20 protein-coding genes, 1 tRNA gene and 1 other annotated feature are annotated in these 19536 nt (G+C 29.0%); of the genes, 20 read left to right on the top strand and 1 reads right to left on the bottom strand.

Going from position 1 to position 19536, the window contains the following annotated elements; translation table 11 throughout:
* Nucleotides 1-71 precede the first annotated feature (71 nt).
* Both radA and disA read left to right on the top strand, forming a co-directional pair.
* On the top strand, nt 72-1439 hold the full coding sequence (gene radA, locus BUA19_RS09645; protein ID WP_072726000.1) for a DNA repair protein RadA: 1368 nt from the start codon (nt 72-74) through the stop codon (nt 1437-1439).
* Nucleotides 1440-1446: 7 nt separating this feature from the next.
* Nucleotides 1447-2523, top strand: a complete 1077-nt coding sequence (gene disA, locus BUA19_RS09640) for a DNA integrity scanning diadenylate cyclase DisA (RefSeq protein WP_072725998.1) — start codon at nt 1447-1449, stop codon at nt 2521-2523.
* 43 nt (nt 2524-2566) lie between these two features.
* Here disA and BUA19_RS09635 read toward each other — a convergent pair whose 3' ends face one another.
* Nucleotides 2567-2962 (bottom strand): nucleoside triphosphate pyrophosphohydrolase family protein, encoded by a 396-nt coding sequence (locus tag BUA19_RS09635; RefSeq protein WP_072725996.1) that lies wholly within the window; start codon nt 2960-2962, stop codon nt 2567-2569.
* Nucleotides 2963-3150: 188 nt separating this feature from the next.
* Here BUA19_RS09635 and BUA19_RS09630 point away from each other — a divergent pair, with 188 nt between their 5' ends.
* The 18 genes from BUA19_RS09630 (at nt 3151) to tuf (ending at nt 19528) form a co-directional block, all read left to right on the top strand.
* Nucleotides 3151-3633, top strand: a complete 483-nt coding sequence (locus tag BUA19_RS09630; protein ID WP_072725994.1) for a CarD family transcriptional regulator — start codon at nt 3151-3153, stop codon at nt 3631-3633.
* Nucleotides 3634-3675: 42 nt separating this feature from the next.
* Nucleotides 3676-4779, top strand: a complete 1104-nt coding sequence (locus BUA19_RS09625) for a PIN/TRAM domain-containing protein (protein WP_072725992.1) — start codon at nt 3676-3678, stop codon at nt 4777-4779.
* 57 nt (nt 4780-4836) lie between these two features.
* Complete coding sequence (gene ispD, locus BUA19_RS09620) at nt 4837-5535, top strand: 2-C-methyl-D-erythritol 4-phosphate cytidylyltransferase (protein WP_072725990.1); 699 nt, start codon at nt 4837-4839, stop codon at nt 5533-5535.
* Between the two features lie 2 nt (nt 5536-5537).
* Nucleotides 5538-6017, top strand: coding sequence for a 2-C-methyl-D-erythritol 2,4-cyclodiphosphate synthase (gene ispF, locus BUA19_RS09615; protein ID WP_072725988.1), 480 nt, complete (start codon nt 5538-5540; stop codon nt 6015-6017).
* Nucleotides 6018-6056: 39 nt separating this feature from the next.
* Nucleotides 6057-6264 (top strand) — a binding site (T-box leader).
* 183 nt (nt 6265-6447) lie between these two features.
* Complete coding sequence (gene proS, locus BUA19_RS09610; protein WP_072726011.1) at nt 6448-7890, top strand: proline--tRNA ligase; 1443 nt, start codon at nt 6448-6450, stop codon at nt 7888-7890.
* 57 nt (nt 7891-7947) lie between these two features.
* Nucleotides 7948-9483, top strand: coding sequence for a proline--tRNA ligase (locus tag BUA19_RS09605; protein WP_072725986.1), 1536 nt, complete (start codon nt 7948-7950; stop codon nt 9481-9483).
* A gap of 80 nt (nt 9484-9563) precedes the next feature.
* Nucleotides 9564-11045 (top strand): glutamate--tRNA ligase, encoded by a 1482-nt coding sequence (gene gltX, locus BUA19_RS09600; RefSeq protein ID WP_072725984.1) that lies wholly within the window; start codon nt 9564-9566, stop codon nt 11043-11045.
* Nucleotides 11046-11164: 119 nt separating this feature from the next.
* On the top strand, nt 11165-12079 hold the full coding sequence (gene cysK, locus BUA19_RS09595) for a cysteine synthase A (protein ID WP_072725983.1): 915 nt from the start codon (nt 11165-11167) through the stop codon (nt 12077-12079).
* Nucleotides 12080-12249: 170 nt separating this feature from the next.
* Nucleotides 12250-12402, top strand: coding sequence for a hypothetical protein (locus BUA19_RS11810; protein ID WP_178137489.1), 153 nt, complete (start codon nt 12250-12252; stop codon nt 12400-12402).
* A 124-nt stretch (nt 12403-12526) separates the two neighbouring features.
* Nucleotides 12527-13063 (top strand): serine O-acetyltransferase EpsC, encoded by a 537-nt coding sequence (epsC, locus tag BUA19_RS09590; protein WP_207645986.1) that lies wholly within the window; start codon nt 12527-12529, stop codon nt 13061-13063.
* 422 nt (nt 13064-13485) lie between these two features.
* A complete protein-coding gene (cysS, locus tag BUA19_RS09585) occupies nt 13486-14880 on the top strand; it encodes a cysteine--tRNA ligase (protein ID WP_072725981.1) in 1395 nt (464 codons plus the stop codon).
* 1 nt (nt 14881) lies between these two features.
* Nucleotides 14882-15277 carry a Mini-ribonuclease 3 gene (locus tag BUA19_RS09580; protein WP_072725979.1) on the top strand — a complete coding sequence of 132 codons (396 nt, stop codon included), beginning with the start codon at nt 14882-14884 and terminating at the stop codon, nt 15275-15277.
* 92 nt (nt 15278-15369) lie between these two features.
* Nucleotides 15370-16128: an FAD-dependent thymidylate synthase gene (gene thyX / locus BUA19_RS09575; protein WP_072725977.1), complete on the top strand. Its 759-nt coding sequence runs from the start codon at nt 15370-15372 to the stop codon at nt 16126-16128.
* 13 nt (nt 16129-16141) lie between these two features.
* Nucleotides 16142-16882 (top strand): 23S rRNA (guanosine(2251)-2'-O)-methyltransferase RlmB, encoded by a 741-nt coding sequence (gene rlmB / locus BUA19_RS09570; RefSeq protein WP_072725976.1) that lies wholly within the window; start codon nt 16142-16144, stop codon nt 16880-16882.
* A gap of 1 nt (nt 16883) precedes the next feature.
* Nucleotides 16884-17393, top strand: coding sequence for an NYN domain-containing protein (locus BUA19_RS09565; protein ID WP_072725974.1), 510 nt, complete (start codon nt 16884-16886; stop codon nt 17391-17393).
* 107 nt (nt 17394-17500) lie between these two features.
* Complete coding sequence (gene sigH, locus BUA19_RS09560; RefSeq protein WP_072725973.1) at nt 17501-18145, top strand: RNA polymerase sporulation sigma factor SigH; 645 nt, start codon at nt 17501-17503, stop codon at nt 18143-18145.
* Between the two features lie 55 nt (nt 18146-18200).
* Nucleotides 18201-18276: transfer RNA gene (locus tag BUA19_RS09555), tRNA-Thr, on the top strand.
* 58 nt (nt 18277-18334) lie between these two features.
* A complete protein-coding gene (gene tuf / locus BUA19_RS09550; protein ID WP_072725971.1) occupies nt 18335-19528 on the top strand; it encodes an elongation factor Tu in 1194 nt (397 codons plus the stop codon).
* Nucleotides 19529-19536 lie beyond the last annotated feature (8 nt).

Raw genomic sequence — 19536 nt, 5'->3', positions numbered from 1 at the left:
TTTTCAATAATGTATTTTTTTTGGTATTCTATAATTAGTATGAAATTTAAATAAATAAAGGGGATTGTTTAATGGCAAAGATTAAAACTAGATATATATGTCAACAATGCGGATATGAAACTTTAAAATGGATGGGAAAATGTCCTGAATGTGATAGCTGGAATAGTTTTGTTGAAGAAATAGAAGATAAAAAAACAAAACATGATCTTTTTGTGATAGATAAAGAAGTTCAAAAACCAGTATCTATAAATTCTCTTGAAGTGAAAGAACAAGAAAGATTTTCGAGTTGTATAAAAGAACTTGATAGAGTTTTAGGTGGAGGAATAGTAAAAGGTTCTCTTGTATTAGTAGGAGGAGATCCAGGGATAGGTAAATCTACTCTTTTAATTCAAGTATCAAATAATGTAGCTAAAAGTGGAAAGAGAGTTTTATATATATCAGGAGAAGAATCTGTTTATCAAATAAAGATGAGAGCTAAAAGACTTTCAATAGAAAGTGAGAATTTGTATATTTTTGCGGAGAATAATTTGAATATAATAGAAAAATATATAGATGATATAAAGCCCGATATGATTGTGGTAGATTCTATACAAACTGTGTTTAGTCCTGAAATAACATCAACTCCTGGTAGTGTAAGTCAAATTAAAGAGGGAACATCTAGGTTTATGAAAATATCTAAAAAAGTAGGTATATCTACTTTTATAGTTGGACATGTAACAAAAGAGGGATCTCTTGCTGGACCAAAAATTTTGGAGCATATGGTTGATACTGTTCTTTACTTTGAAGGAGAAAGGTATAATACTTATAGAATGGTTAGAGCTGTGAAGAATAGATTTGGATCTACTAATGAACTTGGAGTATTTGAAATGAGAAATTTAGGACTTGTGGAAATAGAGAATCCTTCTAAAATTTTAATTTCGGAAAAACCAAAGGGGGTATCTGGTTCAGTAATTGTTGTAACTGTTGAAGGAACAAGACCTATGTTAGTTGAAATTCAGGCACTTGTTTCCCCTACCAATTTTGGTATACCTAAAAGAACTGCGACTGGTGTGGATTATAATAGAGTATCTCTTCTTATGGCAGTTCTTGAAAAGCGGGTAGGTATGCAAATACAAAATCAAGATATTTATATAAATGTTGTTGGTGGAATTAAATTAAATGAGCCAGCGATGGATTTGGGAATAATAACATCTATTGCTTCGAGTTTTAGAAATATAGAAGTTGATGAAAATACGGTCGTGATTGGAGAAGTAGGTCTTACAGGTGAAATAAGAGGGGTAAGTTTTATTGAAAAAAGGATATGGGAATGTAAAAAAATGGGATTTAATAAAATAGTGGTACCTAAAAATAATTTAAAAGGATTGGATGAGATTGAAAATATTAAGATTTATGGAGTAGAAAATATAAGAGATGCTTTAGATATAGTATTAGGAGGGTAATTTTACTATGAAAGATAGTTTTAAAAATGATGTCACTCAACTTAATTGTTTAAAAATGATTGCTCCTGGAACACCTTTAAGAGAAGGACTTGAAAACGTATTAAGGGCAAAAACCGGAGCTTTAATTGTTATAGGAGATAGTGAGGAAGTAATGAAAATTGTTGATGGGGGATTTAATATAAATGCTGATTTTTCCCCTGCGTATTTATATGAGCTTGCTAAGATGGATGGAGCTATAATTGTCAGTAGTGATGGAAAAAAAATACTTTATGCAAATACTCAATTAATACCTAATCCTTTAATACCCTCTTCAGAAACAGGAATCAGGCATAGAACAGCAGAAAGAGTTGCAAGACAAACAGGAGAGATGGTAATATCCATTTCTCAAAGAAGGAATATTATAACTTTATATAAAGGATATAGTAAGTATGTTATACAAGAAACATCTAAAATACTTACAAAAGCAAATCAAGCTATACAGACATTTGAAAAATATAAATCAGTATTAGATCAAGCTATGATTAATTTGAGTGCATTAGAATTTGAGGATTTAGTTACTCTCTATGATGTTGCAACAGTGCTTCAACGAACTGAAATGGTAATGAGAATAGTAGGGGAAATAGAACATTACATAATAGAGCTTGGAAATGAGGGGATACTTGTTAGTATGCAGCTTGAAGAGTTAATAGGTAATATAAAAGAAGATGGAGAGTTAGTATTTAAAGATTATAATATAATTAAAGATCGTGATTATTCAGATTTTAAAAAGTCAATTAGATCATTCTCATCTGAAGAATTGTTGGACTTAAATAATATAGTAAGGCTTTTAGGTTATTCAGGAAGTATTGATAATATAGATTATACTGTTTATCCAAGGGGGTATAGAATACTTAGAAAAATTCATAGATTGCCTATAAATGTAATAGAAAATTTAACTAATCATTTCGAAAATTTTCAACAAATATTAAAAGCTTCAATAGAGGAGCTTGATGATGTAGATGGAATAGGAGAAATAAGAGCAAGGTATATTAGAGATGGGCTTAGAAGAATACAAGAACAGGTATTGCTTGATAGACATATATAATAAGCCATGGCTTAGTACTTCTTTAAGCCATGGCTTATTATATTTAAAGCAAACTGTATTTTCCTAAAGTTTTTAACTTATTATTTTCTTTTTCGAAAATATCTTCGATATTAATATTTAATGAGTTACATGCTGCAGTTATATAAAATAGGTGATTACCTAGTTCGTCTTCTATTTTTTCTCTACATGTATCGCATAAATTTCCTTGTATATGAGTTTTCATATATTTTGTAAGTTCGTTAAATGTTATATTTTCTGGGGGTTCTTGTTTTTCACCTTTAATCTGAATACATCCACAACTTGTAACGGATTTTATTATAGCTCTATTTATTTTCGAATTAGTTTCTTCGAGTTTAGTTATTATATCTAAAATGCTTTTATGCCTTATTAAAGCATCATTAACTGAATTTTTAAAGTTAGCAAAATCAAAGTCAGCCATATATATCACCTCATAAATAATTATAATAAGAAAACGTTTGGCGGTCAATTGAATAAATACAATATGATAAATTTTAATTTATAATTGACATTATGCAATTTTATATGATAAAATAATGATTTTAAAGTTTGACTGTTTTTTTAAATTGGTATATACTATAATAGATTATTATTTTTGGAGGTTGAGAGATGTTTAATATAGGAGATAAAATTATTTATCCTAGTTATGGAGGGGGAATAATAAATTCTATAGAAGAAAAAGAAGTACTAGGAGAAAGAAAAAGATATTATATATTAAAAATGGTTATATCTGAAATGGAAATAATGGTACCTGTTGATAATATCAATAACCTTGGAATAAGACATATTATAGATAAATCGCAGGTAGAAGATTTAATAAAAATATTAAAAGATGAACAAGGAAATATGGATAAAAAGTGGAATAAAAGATATAGAGATAATATGGATAAAATAAAAACTGGAGATATATATGAAATAGCTGTTGTGGTTAGAGATTTAATGATTCAAGATAAAGAAAAAGGATTATCTACAGGGGAAAAGAAAATGTTAAATGACGCAAAAGACATGTTGATTAGCGAATTAGTATTGGTATTAAATGAAAATGCAGAAAAGGTAAAAGAATTAATAGATAATACTGTAATTAATGATTAAAAAATTAAAATATAGATAATAATTAAATAAGGAGGTGAAATATTGATAAACAAAATTATAAAAGGAATTATGTCTTTAGTTGGTATAACTATTGGTGTAGCAACGTATTTTTCGGTAGTAAAAGCATTTCCTTATTTAGTGCCAGCTTCTGAAATATATGTCATTTTAGGATCTATAGTCTCAGGAGTTATAATGGGATTTATATTCTTTTTAATTTCTCCATGGCTCTTAGAAGAAGGGAAAAATATAGCTAATTTTATAGAAAATGAATTATCTAAAGTCCCATCAATAGAAATATTAATAGGTTCAATCGGCCTTATAATAGCATTATTTATTGCTTATCTTATAAGTAATCTTTTACTTCAGATACCAGTTCCTATAGTAGGGACAGTACTTTCAGTACTTGTTTATATTTTTATGGGATATATAGGAATAAACATATCGAGAAGATATAAAGATGATTTATTCAATATAATATCTCTTATTAATAAAATACCTAATTCAAAAGAAAAAGTATCTAAAAAAGGATTAAAAGCAACACCTAAAATATTAGATACTAGTGTAATAATAGATGGAAGAATAGCTGATATATGTAAAACTGGGTTTATAGAAGGAAAACTTGTTATACCAGGGTTTGTACTTAAAGAACTTCAACATATAGCTGATTCATCAGATGATTTAAAAAGAGTAAGGGGAAGAAGAGGATTAGATATATTAAATAAAATACAAAAAGAACTTCATATTGAAGTAGAAATATATGAAAAAGATTTTGAAGATATACTAGAAGTAGATAGCAAACTTTTGAAATTGGCGCAAATAATAGAAGGAAAAGTTGTTACAAATGATTATAATTTAAATAAAGTAGCTCAATTTCAGGGAGTTGAAGTTCTCAATATAAATGAATTAGCAAATGCAGTAAAACCAGTTGTTATACCAGGGGAAGAAATGGTAGTTCATGTAATAAAAGAAGGAAAAGAATCAGGGCAAGGGGTAGCTTATTTAGATGATGGAACTATGATTGTTGTAGATGGAGGAAAAAAATATATAGGAGAAACTATAGATGTTTTAGTAACTTCTGTTCTTCAAACTGCTGCAGGAAGAATGATATTTGGAAAGCCAAAAATGGCTACAGAGAGAACATCATAAGACTTTTGACGATTTGTCAAAAGTCTTTTTTGTATTATAATAGTTAGGGGTGATTTTATGAATAGTGTGGTAATAGTAGCTGCAGGGAAAGGCAAAAGAATGAATAGCAATATAAACAAGCAGTATATAAAATTAAATGAGAAAGAAATAATAACGTATACTATAGAAGTTTTTGATAAAAATAAAAATATAGACGAAATAATAGTAGTTATAAGGAAAGATGAAGAGAAGTTTTTCATGGAACACATATTAAATAGATATAAGTTTAATAAAAATATAAAAATAGCGTATGGGGGAAATGAAAGACAAGATTCTGTATATAACGGTATTAAAAAAGTAGATTCAGACTGTGATATAGTATTAATTCATGATGGAGCGAGACCTTTTATAACAGATGAAATTATAAATAATTCAATAAAAGAGGCTAAAAAAAATAAAGCTGTTGTAGTAGGAGTACCAGTAAAAGATACCATAAAAATATTAGATGATAATAATATAATAAAAGGCACTCCAAAAAGGAAATATTTATGGGCAGTTCAAACACCACAAGTATTTGAGTATAGATTAATAAAAAGAGCTTATGAAAAAGCATTTGAAGAAAATTATTATGGAACAGATGATGCAACTCTTGTAGAAAAATATGGATATAATGTTAAAATGATAATGGGATCTTATGAAAATATAAAAATAACGACAAAAGAAGATATTAATTTTGGAGAAGAAATATTGAGAATTAGAAATGTTTGTGGAGGTTGATTATGAGATTTGGAATAGGTTATGATGTACATAAATTAGTTGAAAATAGAGATCTTATTATAGGAGGAGTAAATATTCCCCATGAAAAAGGTCTTTTAGGTCATTCAGATGCAGATGTATTGATTCATGCTATAATGGATGCTATTTTAGGAGCGCTTGCTCTTGGGGATATAGGTAGGCATTTTCCGGATAATGATCCTAAATATAAAGGTGCTAATAGTGTAAAATTATTAGAGTTTGTAGCTGATTTAATAAGTAATAAGGGGTATAAAGTCAATAATATAGATAGTGTTATAATAGCTCAAAAACCCAAAATGGCACCTTACATTGATAAAATGAGAGATAACATAGCTAATGCATTAAATATAGACGTAGAATGTGTAAATGTAAAAGCGACAACAGAGGAAGGACTTGGATTTACTGGTTCTGAAGAAGGGATAAGTTCTCAAGCTATTTGTTCATTGGTGGTTGACAAGAAATAAATTTTAATATAAAATAAATAATTAAAATTTATCAAATAGTAAAAAACTATGAAGGGGAATAGTAGATAGATGAAACTTCACAGAGAGGAAACTGTTGGTGGAAGGTTTCTAAGTTTAATTTATCGAACCAGCCCTGGAGTTTAAGAACGGTTAAAAGTTCTTACGTTAGGAGCGTTAAATCCTTTAAAGAGAGCGATTAAGTGCTAAATAGAGTGGTACCGCGGAAGATAAGTCTTTCGTCTCTAAAATTAGAGATGAAAGGCTTTTATTTATAATGTTGCATAGTATAATATGTTTAGAAGTGAGAAATTTGAAGATGATTAAAACTATGAATAAAACAAAATAGAAGGAGGTGAAAACCGTTACAAATACTATAAAACTGAAAAACATGATTATAAGTTTTTGTAGGTATTTGGTAACGGGTAAAAATATGTCTAAAAAGAATAAACAATTTGTTGAAGAAATAACTCCAATGGAGGTTGATTTTCCACAGTGGTATACTGATGTTATATTAAAAACAGATCTTGTTGATTATTCTCCTGTAAAAGGATTTATGGTAATAAAACCATATGGATATGCTATATGGGAGAATATACAAAATTATGCAGATAAAAGATTTAAAGAAACAGGACATAAAAATTGTTATTTTCCTCTATTAATACCAGAAAGTTTATTGACTAAAGAAGCAGAACATGTAGAAGGATTTGCTCCTGAAGTTGCTTGGGTAACTCATGGGGGAAAAAATGAACTTGGAGAAAGACTTTGTGTAAGACCTACTTCGGAAACAATAATATGTTCTATGTATTCTAAGTGGTTGAAATCATATAGAGATTTACCTTATTTATACAATCAGTGGTGTTCTGTTGTAAGATGGGAAAAAACTACAAGACCATTTTTAAGAACTTCAGAATTTTTATGGCAAGAAGGTCATACTTTACATGAAACAGCTGAGGAGGCAAAACAAGAAACTCTTCAAATGCTTAATATATATAAAGAATTATGTGAAGATTTGCTTGCAATGCCTGTAATTGTAGGACAAAAAAGTGAAAATGAAAAATTTGCAGGTGCAGAAAGTACTTATACAATAGAAGCTTTAATGCATGATGGAAAAGCTCTTCAATCAGGAACAAGCCATTTCTTAGGTCAGCATTTTACTAAAGCTTTTGAAATACAATACTCTGATAGAGAAGGAAATCTTGCTCATCCATATCATACATCTTGGGGAATATCTACTAGACTTATAGGTGGACTTATAATGGTTCATGGAGATAATAGGGGATTAGTTCTTCCTCCGAGAGTTGCTCCAATTCAAGTGGTAATTGTTCCGATAGCAGCTCATAAAGGGAATGTTATGGAAAAAGTAGATGAAATATATGCTGAATTAAAAACATCTATAAGAGTAGAAGTAGATGATAGAGAAAATTATTCTCCTGGATGGAAGTTTAATGAATGGGAAATGAAAGGGGTACCTGTTAGAATAGAAATAGGACCTAAAGATATAGAAAAAGGTCAAGTTACGATATTTAGAAGAGATACACTTGAAAAAACTCAAATTTCTATGACAAATTTAAAAGAAACTATAGAAAAATTATTAGATGATATACATGAAAGTTTATTTAATAAAGCATTAAAGATGAGAGAAAGTAAAACTTATGCAGTTAAAAATATGGATGAATTCAAAAAGGTGATAGAAGAAACACCAGGATTTATAAAGGCTATGTGGTGTGGAGATACAGAATGTGAATTGAAAGTAAAAGAAGAAACAGGAGCTACTATAAGATGTATGCCATTTGAGCAAGAAAATTTAGGTGATACATGTGTATATTGTGGTAAAAAAGCAGAAAAAATGGCATATTTTGCAAAGGCATATTAATAAAAATGCTTCCTAAGTAAAGGAAGCATTTTTATTAATCAAAAGGGGGATTTAATAATGAAGTTGAGTAAAATGTATTTGAAAACACATAAAGAGTGTCCTTTAAATGTAAATAGTGATAGTTTGAAATTATTATATAGAGCTGGATTTATTAAGTATTTAGAAAATATGAGTTATTCATATACGCCTATAGGTAATTTATTTTTTAATAATATGATAAAAATTATATTAAATTATTTTAAAGAGTATATGCTTATAAATATAAATGGAGATGAATTGGATATTTTGAAATCGTACATTTCAGATTTAAAATCTTATAAAAATATTCCATTAAATTTATCGTATTTTGCTTTAAATAAAAATATGTATTCCAAATTCAAAGATGGACTTTTTAATTCAAGAGAAGAAAATATTGTTAAATTTATAAAGATAACAAATAAAGAAGATGTGGATATTTCAATAGATAAACTTGTAGATAAAATAAATATTATTTTGGAAAAATTAAATGTTAAGAGTTTAAATTTAAAAAATAAAGAAAAAAATTTGAGTTATTTTTATAATACAACTTATCCACTGAGAGAAGTGTTTTTTTGTGAAAAATGTGGATATGGTGCTTTGAGAGAAGAAGTAAAAACTTTAATAGAAAGAGATTTATCCACAGAAGAATTGAAAGATATGGAATTTGTATATACTCCTAATATAGGCAAAATAGATGAGTTGAAGGATTTTTTAAATATTTCATCTAAAAAACTTATAAAGACTCTTTTGTTTAATATTAAAGGTCAAATAATAGCAGTTCTTTTAAGAGGAGATAGAAGTATAAATTTAAAATCATTTGCAGATTATTTAAGCGTAAAAGAAGAAGATATAGTAATGGCAAGTGAAGAAGAAGTTAGACTTTCAACAAATGCAGATGTAGGATTTGCAGGGCCTATAAAACTTAATGTGAGTAAAATATTTGCTGATGAAGAAGTTTTATATATAAAAAATGCTGTGGTTGGAGCTAATAAAACGGATTATCATATAAAAAATGTAAACTACAAGAGAGATTTTGATGTTGATGGTATTGGAAATTTTAAATTGGCAGAATGTAAAGATAGCTGTGTTGTATGTAAATCATTATTAGAAAGTTTTGATGGAGTAAATTTTATAGATATTGATGTTTCAGAGAGTGATTTTAAATATTTGAATTCAGATGGAAAAGAAGAAAAATTATATGTTATAGAGACTAAATTTTATCTAGATAGATTATTTTCAATAATTGTTGAAGAAAATAAAGATGAGCTAGGAATAAAATGGCCAAAAAGTGTAAGTTATTTTGATTATTATATAATTATAGGAAACATAAAAAAAGAGAAAGAATTTAGTACTGCAAATTTAATTTATGAAAATTTAGTAAAAAGAGGATACAATGTATTGCTTGATGATAGAAAAGAAAGAATGGGATTTAAGTTTAAAGATTGTGAATTAATAGGTATACCTAATATTATAGTAGTTGGCAAGCAAGTGGAAAATGAAATTATAGAATTTAGAAATAGAATAACTAAAGAATCAAAAGATATAAGAATAGCAGATTTTATAGGTGTTGAATAAAAAAGTCTCCCTTAAAATCTTTAAATAAATGTTTTTTTATAATATAATCATATAGAAAATTAACTTTAGGAGGGTTTTTAATGAGTGTTAGAGTTAGATTTGCACCGAGTCCTACGGGATTTGTTCATATTGGTAGTTTAAGAACCGCTTTATATAATTATTTATTTGCAAAGAAAATGGGTGGAAAATATATTTTAAGAGTTGAAGATACAGATCAAAGTAGGTTTGTTGAAGGTGCTATTGAAGGAATGTTAAAAGCCATGGAGTGGGCAGGTGTTAAACACGATGAAGGTGTAATGCTTAATGAAAATGATGAGATAATTCAAGTTGGAGAGTGTGGTCCATATATTCAATCGCAAAGACTTGACATATATAAAAAATATATAAAAGAGCTTTTGGATAAAGGACATGCTTATTATTGTTTTTGTTCTAAAGAAAGACTTGATAAAGTTAGAGAAATTCAAAAATCAGAAGGAAAAGTACCTAAATACGATGGGTTATGTAGAGGTCTTTCAAAGGAAGAAGTAGAAGCTAAAATTGCAGCAGGAGAAAGTTATGTCATAAGACTTAAGCTTCCTGCAAATAAGGAAATTAAATTTAATGATATCGTAAGAGGACCAGTTTCAATAAACACAGATGATTTAGATGATCAGGTGTTAATGAAGTCAGATGGGTTCCCTACATATCATTTTGCTGTTGTTGTAGATGATCATTTAATGGGAATTACTCATGTTATAAGAGGTGAAGAATGGCTTCCTTCAACTCCAAAGCATGTATATTTATATGAAGCTTTTGGGTGGGATGCGCCTACATTTGTTCATCTTCCAAATATATTAAATTCACAAAGAAAAAAATTAAGTAAAAGACATGGAGATGTAGCTGTTGAAGATTTTAGAAAGAAAGGATATTTACCAGAAGGTCTTGTTAATTATGTAGCATTAGTTGGATGGTCTCCAGAAGATAATAGAGAATTATTTACATTAAAAGAACTTGAAGAAGCTTTTTCTTTAGAAAGAGTTTCAAAGAGTGGAGGAGTATTTGATACAGATAAATTAAATTGGGTGAATGCTCATTATATAAAAGAAGCAGATAATTCGATATTAGCAGATCTTGCAATACCATTTTTAATAGAAGAAGGTTTTATAACTAAAGAAGAAGCTGTTGAAAAATACGAATGGATAAAATCGATGGTAGGAGCTGTAAAAGAAGGATTATCTTATGTAAAAGAGATAACAAGTAAAGTGAATATATTTTTTAAAGACACAGTAGAACTTGAAAATGAAGAATGTAGAGATTTCTTAAATTTAGAGCATATACCTACTTTGATAAATGCATTAGAAGAAAAAATAACAAGTGTAGATGAAATAACTGCAGACTTTGTAAAAGCAATGTTTAAAGAGATACAAAAAGAATTTGGAATAAAAGGTAAAAATTTATTTATGGGGACTAGAATAATTTTAACAGGTCAAATGCATGGACCAGAAATACCACTAGTATTGAGTGTTTTAGGAAAAGAAAAGGTATTGAATAGAATTAAATATGTGAAAGAAAATATATTGTAGATGAAGGGAGTTGTCTTTAAGACAGCTCTTTTTTTACTCTTGACAAAAGTAAATTATAAATGTATTATTAAACAAAGTATTCTGATTGAAATAGTAGGAAATAAAGAGGAGGTTATTTTGTGATTTACAATAATATTGGAGAACTTATAGGAAACACTCCTATTGTAAAGCTTAACAAATTAGTTGATGAAAATATGGCTGATATTTATGTTAAGCTTGAGTATTTTAATCCAGGAGGGTCTATAAAGGATAGAATAGCTTTTAATATGATAGAAGAAATGGAGAAAAGAGGAGAATTAAAAGAAGGTTATACGATAGTTGAGCCTACGAGTGGGAATACAGGTATAGGAATTGCCATGGTTGGAGCTTATAAAGGATATAAAGTTATATTAGTTATGCCTGAAACTATGAGTTTAGAGAGAAGAAAAATATTGAAAGCTTATGGAGCTCAAATTGTACTTACAGAGGGTTCAAAAGGGATGAAAGGGTCTATAGAAAAAGCTTATGAATTGATTAATGATAATGATGATTACGTAATTCTTAGTCAGTTTGAAAATGCTGATAATCCGGATGCTCATAGAAAATCAACAGCTATTGAAATTATTGAAGATTTAGATTTTAATATAGATGCTTTCGTTTCAGGGGTTGGAACAGGTGGTACAATAACAGGTATTGGAGAGGTGTTAAAAGAAAAAATACCTAATGTTAAAATTTATGCAGTAGAACCTAAAGATTCACCTGTTTTATCTGGCGGAAATTCTGGTTCGCATAAGATACAGGGAATAGGAGCAGGATTTATCCCTGATGTTTTAAATGTAGACATAATAGATGAAATTATTACTGTTTCGACCGATGATGCTTACAATACATCAAGAAGTCTTGCGAGAAATGAAGGTTTATTTTTAGGAATATCTTCTGGTGCAGCTGTATTTGCAGCTATTGAAGTAGCTAAAAAACTGGGAAAAGGTAAAAATGTAGTTGTTATAGCACCAGATACTGGAGAAAGATATTTAAGTATAGATAATTTATATTAAAATTTGACCCCCCCTTAAAAAATATTTTACGATAATGAAGGAATTTTTTGAAAAAAGCATAATATTATAAATAATAAAAGTTGTGTATAAGTTTGTGTATAATATGTGTGTAAAATGTGTATAATATTAAAAGTTGTTAGTAACTTTTAATATCATAGGGGGGTAAAAAAATGAATAAAGAAGTGGATAGTGTTAAACTAGAACTAGAGTGTCTTTGCGAAAAATTTATAAATATTTTAATGAAGTTGAAAGAAAAGAACATAATATCAGAAGAAGAATATAAGGAGTATTCGTCTAAAAAAATAGAGTTTTTACAAAATTAATTCAATAAGCCCTGAATTTTAAATTCAGGGCTTTAAATTTTATTGTCAATATGATATTGTTATCAGTATAATAAACATATAAAGTCTATAAGAATACTAGGGATTATTTGAAGGAGGCGTGAATGTGAAATCTATAATTGAAGAGATTAATGTTATCAAAGAGAAAGACCCAGCAGCTAAAAATACATTAGATGTTATATTTAATTATCCTGGTTTTCATGCTATTTTAATTTATAGGTTTGCACATTTTTTATATAAAAAGGGATTTTTTGTTATAGCTAGAATAATATCTACTATAGCTAGATTTTTAACTGGAATAGAAATACATCCTGGAGCTAAAATAGGAAAAAGGCTTTTTATAGATCATGGAATGGGTATAGTGATAGGAGAAACAGCAGAAGTTGGCGATGATGTTACAATATTTCATGGAGTAACTTTAGGAGGAACAGGAAAAGATAAAGGAAAAAGGCATCCGACTGTTGGGAATAATGTTATAATATCAGCAGGAGTAAAAGTATTAGGACCTATAAAAATAGGTGATAATTCAAAAATAGGAGCTAATGCAGTTGTGTTAAAGGATGTTCCGAGTAATTGTACAGTTGTAGGAATACCAGGAAGAATAGTAAAAAGAGATGGAGTTAAGGTAGATGAAAAATTATAAAGAGGAGATTTTAAAAGTTAATTAAAATGTTTAAAAATCCATAAAAACGCATTGGTTGTTTTATATATTTTTGATATTATAATATCAGATGTGATACAAATATTTGAGAAAATAAGTCTAAATTATAATATAACTACCTAAGGATGGGAACATGACAAATAGCAGATATAGAAAAATATGTTTTTGTGTAAAATGGAGAAGTCAATAAAACGTATATTACAAAAATATAAATCAAGTAACTACTCTACATTTTCATTATGGAAAATTAGTTGCTTGATTAAAAAAAGAGAGGTGAATAAAAGTACCGTTGGCTTGCGGTATAGCATTGTAGAGATATGCTATTATGTACACTGATATTTGTAAAAATATTGAGTGTATGAATAAAATCTATAAAATTTTATAGATTTTATAAAGCCGGTAGAATGAAGTTGTATAATACCTTGACTAGAAAAAAAGAAGAATTTGTTCCTTTGGAAGAAGGAAAAGTAAAAATGTATGTATGTGGACCTACTGTATATAATTATTTTCATATAGGAAATGCAAGGCCTTTTATAATATTTGATACTTTAAGAAGGTATCTTGAATATAGGGGATATGAAGTTACTTATGTTCAAAATTTTACTGATGTAGATGATAAAATAATAAATAAAGCTAATGAAGAGGGAATAAGTGCTGAAGAATTAGCTGATAAGTATATAAATGAGTACTTTAAAGATGCAGATGCACTTGGAATTAAAAGAGCTACTATTCATCCAAGGGTTACTGAAAATATAAAAGATATAATAGAGTTTATAAAAGATTTAGAAAACAAAGGATATGCTTATGTTGTAGATGGAGATGTATATTTTGATACTAAAAAGTTTAAAAGTTACGGAAAACTTTCAAAACAAAGTATAGAAGATTTAGAGGCAGGAGCTAGAATTGAAGTAAATGAGAAAAAAAAGAATCCTATGGATTTTGCTCTTTGGAAGGCTAAAAAAGAAGGAGAGCCTGGATGGGATAGTCCTTGGGGAGAAGGAAGACCGGGTTGGCATATTGAGTGTTCTGTTATGTCAAACAGATATTTAGGTGAAACTATAGATATTCATGCAGGAGGGCAGGATTTAACTTTTCCTCATCATGAGAACGAAATAGCTCAAAGTGAAGCGAGAAGTGGAAAGGTATTTTCAAGATATTGGCTTCATAATGGTTATATAAATGTCAATAATGAAAAAATGTCTAAATCTAAAGGTAATTTTTTTACAGTTAGAGATATATCTAAACAATTTGATTTAGAAGTAGTTAGATTTTTTATGTTATCTGCTCATTATAAAAATCCAGTTAATTTTAGTGATGAAATGTTAAAGCAAGCACAATCGGGTCTTGAAAGACTTTATAATACTAGAGGAAAGCTCGAGTTTTTATTGGAAAATTTAAGTGGTAATTTAAAAGATGAAGAAAAAAATATTTTAGATAAATTAAGTTATTATAAACAAAAATTTATTGAATCTATGGATGATGATATAAATACAGCAGATGCTATAAGTGTTATATTTGAACTTGCAAAATTTATAAACTCTAATGTTAGTGAGGAGTCTTCTTTAGAGTTTTCTAAAAAATGTTATGATTTGTTTATAGAGCTTACTGGTGTTTTAAATATAGTCAATAAAAAAAGAGAAGAAAATTTAGATGAAGAGATACAAAAACTCATTGATGAAAGAACTAAAGCCAAAAAAGAAAAAAATTATCAATTAGCAGATGAAATAAGACAGAGACTTTTAGATATGGGAATAGTTTTAGAAGATACAAGACAAGGAACTAAGTGGAGAAGAGTTTAATATGGATAATAGAGAAGTAAGAAGTATGTCACCGCTTGTGCTTGCTTATATGGGAGATGCTATTTATGAGGTTTATGTAAGGGATTACTTGATAAGAAAATATGGTATGTGCAAAGTAAATGATCTTCATAAAAGAGCTATTAATTTTGTTAAAGCGAAGTCTCAAGCTTTTGCAGTTTTATCTTTAGAAAAGGAGCTTAGTTCGGAAGAAATGTATATTGTAAAAAGGGGAAGAAATCAAAAGTCAAATACTGTACCTAAAAATGCTAATGTGAAAGATTACAGGTATGCTACTGGATTTGAGGCTTTAATAGGATATTTGTATTTAAGTGGTCAAAATGAAAAAATGGAATATATAATAAATAGAACTATTAAAATTATAGAGGAAATTGGTTAAATTTAGAGTCTTGATAAATAATATCAAGACTTTTTTTTATTGTATTATGGTATAATATTATCTATGATTAAAATTTATAAGGGGGATTTAAGATGAAGGTTAAATTGCTTGAATATACTCCAAATCCTGAAAAGGTAGTTTCAATGGCTGCAAAGCTTTGTTATTCGCCTGTTGGTGTTGATGAAATAGAAAAAAATTTAACTCCAGAGAAAATCGAAAAGTTTTTAAATATGCTTATAAATATGGGGCATGAAAGTCCTATTGAACATGTAAATTTTACTTTTGCTGTAGAGGGTATTTCGAGAAGTTGTTCTCATCAAATAGTGAGACATCGTATAGCGAGTTTTTCACAACAAAGTCAGAGGTATGTAAAATTAGGAAGTTTTGAGTATATAATACCACCTGAAATTGAAAATGAACCTAAAGCAAAAGAAATATTTATAAAATCCATGGAAAATGACCAGAAATCTTACGATGAGCTTGTGGATATTTTATTTAAAAAACACTATGATACTTTTATCAAAGAAGGGAAAAATGAAAAAGAAGCTAGAATGCTTTCGGAAAAAAAGGCTATAGAAGATGCTAGATATGTATTTCCAAATGCTTGTGAAACTAAGATGGTTTTTACAATGAATGCAAGAAGTTTATTTAATTTTTTTAAGCATAGATGTTGTCAAAGGGCTCAATGGGAAATAAGGGAACTTGCAACACAGATGCTTAAAGAGGTGAGAAAAGTAGCTCCTATTATATTTAAAAATATAGGTCCGAGTTGTTTATTAGGTCCATGTCCAGAGGGAAAAATGAGTTGTGGAAAAATAAATGAAGTAAGGAAAAAATTTGAAAATATTTAAGAGGTGATTTTTTGTGGTGAAAATAGAAGGAAGAAATCCTGTAATAGAAGCATTGAGAGGAGAAAGAAGTATAGATAAAATTATGGTAGCAAATGGAGCTAAAGAAGGTTCTATAAAAAAGATAATTGCCATGGCTAAAGATAAGGGTGTAGTCATTCAATATGTTGATAGAAAAAAATTAGATGAAATAAGTGAGTCGCATTCTCATCAAGGTGTTATAGCCATGGGGAGTGATTATAAATATTATGAATTAGATGAAATATTAAATATAGCAAAAGAAAAAGGAGAAGATCCTTTTATTATAATACTAGATGAAATAACAGATCCTCATAACTTAGGTTCTATAATGAGAACAGCAGATGCTGTTGGAGCTCATGGGATAATTGTACCTAAAAGAAGATCGGCATCTATTACTCCTGTTGTTGCCAAAGCTTCTGCTGGGGCAGTTGAATATGTTCCTTTGTGTAAAGTAACAAATGTAGTAAATGCGATAAAAAAATTAAAGCAAGAAGGGATATGGATAGCTGCAGCAGATATGCAGGGTGAAAATTATTATAAGAAAGATTTAACTGGACCTATTGGAATTGTAATAGGTAGTGAAGGATTTGGAATATCAAGACTTGTGAAAGAAAATTGTGATTTTACAGTTAAAATACCTATGGTGGGAAAAGTTACTTCTTTAAATGCATCTGTTGCCTCATCTATATTATTGTATGAAGTGTTTAAACAGAGAATAGAAGGTAAAGGGGTATAATGTGAAAGAATATCTTATTGTAGATGGTTATAATATAATAAACGCTTGGGATGATTTAAAAAGAATAGGGAATGAAAATTTAGAATATGCAAGAGAGAAATTAATAGAGTTGTTGGTGGAGTATGCAACGTTTAAAGACATAAAAGTTATAATTGTATTTGATGCATACTTAGTAAAAGGGGCAAGACAGAATGTAGAGGAATATAAGAATTTAGAGGTTATTTATACAAAAGAAAATCAAACAGCAGATAGTTATATAGAAAAACTTATAAGTCAGTTTAAAAGAAGTGATGTAATAAGAGTTGCGACTAATGATTTTGCAGAACAGCAAATTATATTAGGAAAAGGAGCAAGTAGAATATCAGCTAGAGAGTTAAAAATTGAAATAGATTTTGCAAAACAAAAAATAAGGAAGAGAACGGAAAATAAAAAAATACAAAAAAATACACTAGATTCTATAATAGATAAAGAAACTTTGTCGAAACTTGAGAAGATACGGAGAAACCGTTGAAATAACTTGACTATGCTGATGTTGTTCCCTATAATAGTAATAGTGGATAATTTCAAAAAAATTTGTTTTTTTAGGAAAATTTTATTTTCCTATGGAGGGGAGTATAAATGCTAGTTGCAAAAGAAAAAAGTAATTACAATAATGAAGATGAACAAATGCAAAAAGAAATTGTTCTTAAGGCTAATCAGGGGGATACATTAGCACTTGAATATTTGATAAAAAAATATAAAAATTTTGTAAGAGCTAAAGCAAAGTCTTATTTTTTAATAGGAGCAGATAAAGAAGATATAATACAAGAAGGAATGATAGGGCTGTATAAAGCAATAAGAGATTATGATGAAGAAAAAACTTCTTCTTTTAAGGCATTTGCGGAATTATGTATAACAAGACAAATAATAACAGCTATAAAAACAGCTACAAGGCAGAAACATATACCTCTCAATTCATACATATCTTTAAATAAACCTATTTACGATGAAGAATCAGATAGAACTCTTTTGGATATAATTACAACAAGTGTAATAACAGATCCTGAGGAACTCATAATAAGCAGGGAAGAACTTAAAAATATAGAATCTAAAATAAGCGAAATGCTTAGTAGTTTAGAACTTGAAGTTTTAGAACTTTATTTGAGGGGGAATTCTTACCAACAAATAGCTGATAAATTGGGAAGACATGTAAAATCAATAGATAATGCACTTCAAAGAGTAAAGAGAAAGCTTGAAAAATATTTAGAAAATAGAAATGGTTAAAAGATATTGACTTTGTTTTTTATGAGTAGTAAAATATTTAACGATAGTTTAGAATGCCCATGTGGCTCAGTTGGTAGAGCGTCGCCTTGGTAAGGCGGAGGTCGGCGGTTCGAGTCCGCTCGTGGGCTCCATAATTTTTATTATATATGAAACACTAGGAACAGTTTATTGAAAAAGGAGGAAGAAAAAATGGCAAAAGCTAAATTTGAAAGAACTAAGCCACACGTTAACATTGGAACAATAGGACACGTAGACCATGGTAAAACAACATTAACAGCTGCTATAACAAAAACATTACATGCAAGATATGGACTTGGAGAAGCAGTAGATTTTTCAAACATAGATAAAGCTCCAGAAGAAAGAGAAAGAGGAATCACAATCTCAACAGCACACGTTGAGTATGAAACTCCAAATAGACACTACGCACACGTAGACTGCCCAGGACATGCTGACTACGTTAAAAACATGATTACAGGAGCAGCACAAATGGATGGAGCAATATTAGTTTGTTCTGCAGCAGATGGTCCAATGCCTCAAACAAGAGAGCATATATTACTATCAAGACAAGTTGGTGTACCATACATAGTAGTATTCTTAAACAAATGTGATATGGTAGACGATGAAGAATTATTAGAACTAGTAGAAATGGAAGTAAGAGACTTATTAAATGAATATGACTTCCCAGGAGATGATACTCCAATAATAAGAGGATCAGCATTAAAAGCATTAGAAGATCCAAACAGTGAATGGGGAGACAAAATAATAGAATTATTTGAAGAAATAGACAAATATATACCAGAACCACAAAGAGATGTAGATAAGACATTCTTAATGCCAGTAGAAGACGTATTCTCAATTACAGGAAGAGGAACAGTTGCAACTGGTAGAGTAGAAAGAGGAATATTAAAAGTACAAGATGAAGTAGAAATAGTAGGACTTACAGATGAGCCAAGAAAAGTAGTAGTAACAGGAGTAGAAATGTTCAGAAAACTTCTTGATGAAGCTCAAGCAGGAGATAACATAGGAGCATTATTAAGAGGAGTTCAAAGAGATGAAGTAGAAAGAGGACAAGTTTTAGCTAAGCCAGGAACAATAAATCCTCACACAAAATTCAAAGCAGAAGTATACGTATTAAAGAAAGAAGAGGGAGGAAGACATACTCCATTCTTCGATGGATATAGACCACAATTCTACTTTAGAACAACAGACGTTACAGGATCAATCAAATTACCAGAAGGAACAGAAATGGTAATGCCAGGAGATAACATCACTATGGAAGTTGAATTAATCACTCCAATAGCAATCGAAGAAGGATTAAGATTCGCTATTCGTGAAGGTGGTAGAACAGTAGGAGCAGGAGTAGTTGCTTCTATAATAGAATAGTAAAAAAA

This window comes from Tepidibacter thalassicus DSM 15285 (assembly GCF_900129915.1).
GTDB classification, from domain to species: domain Bacteria; phylum Bacillota; class Clostridia; order Peptostreptococcales; family Peptostreptococcaceae; genus Tepidibacter; species Tepidibacter thalassicus.
The sequence above is the reverse complement of the archived record's forward strand: the minus strand, read 5'-3'. Positions and strand labels throughout refer to the sequence as shown.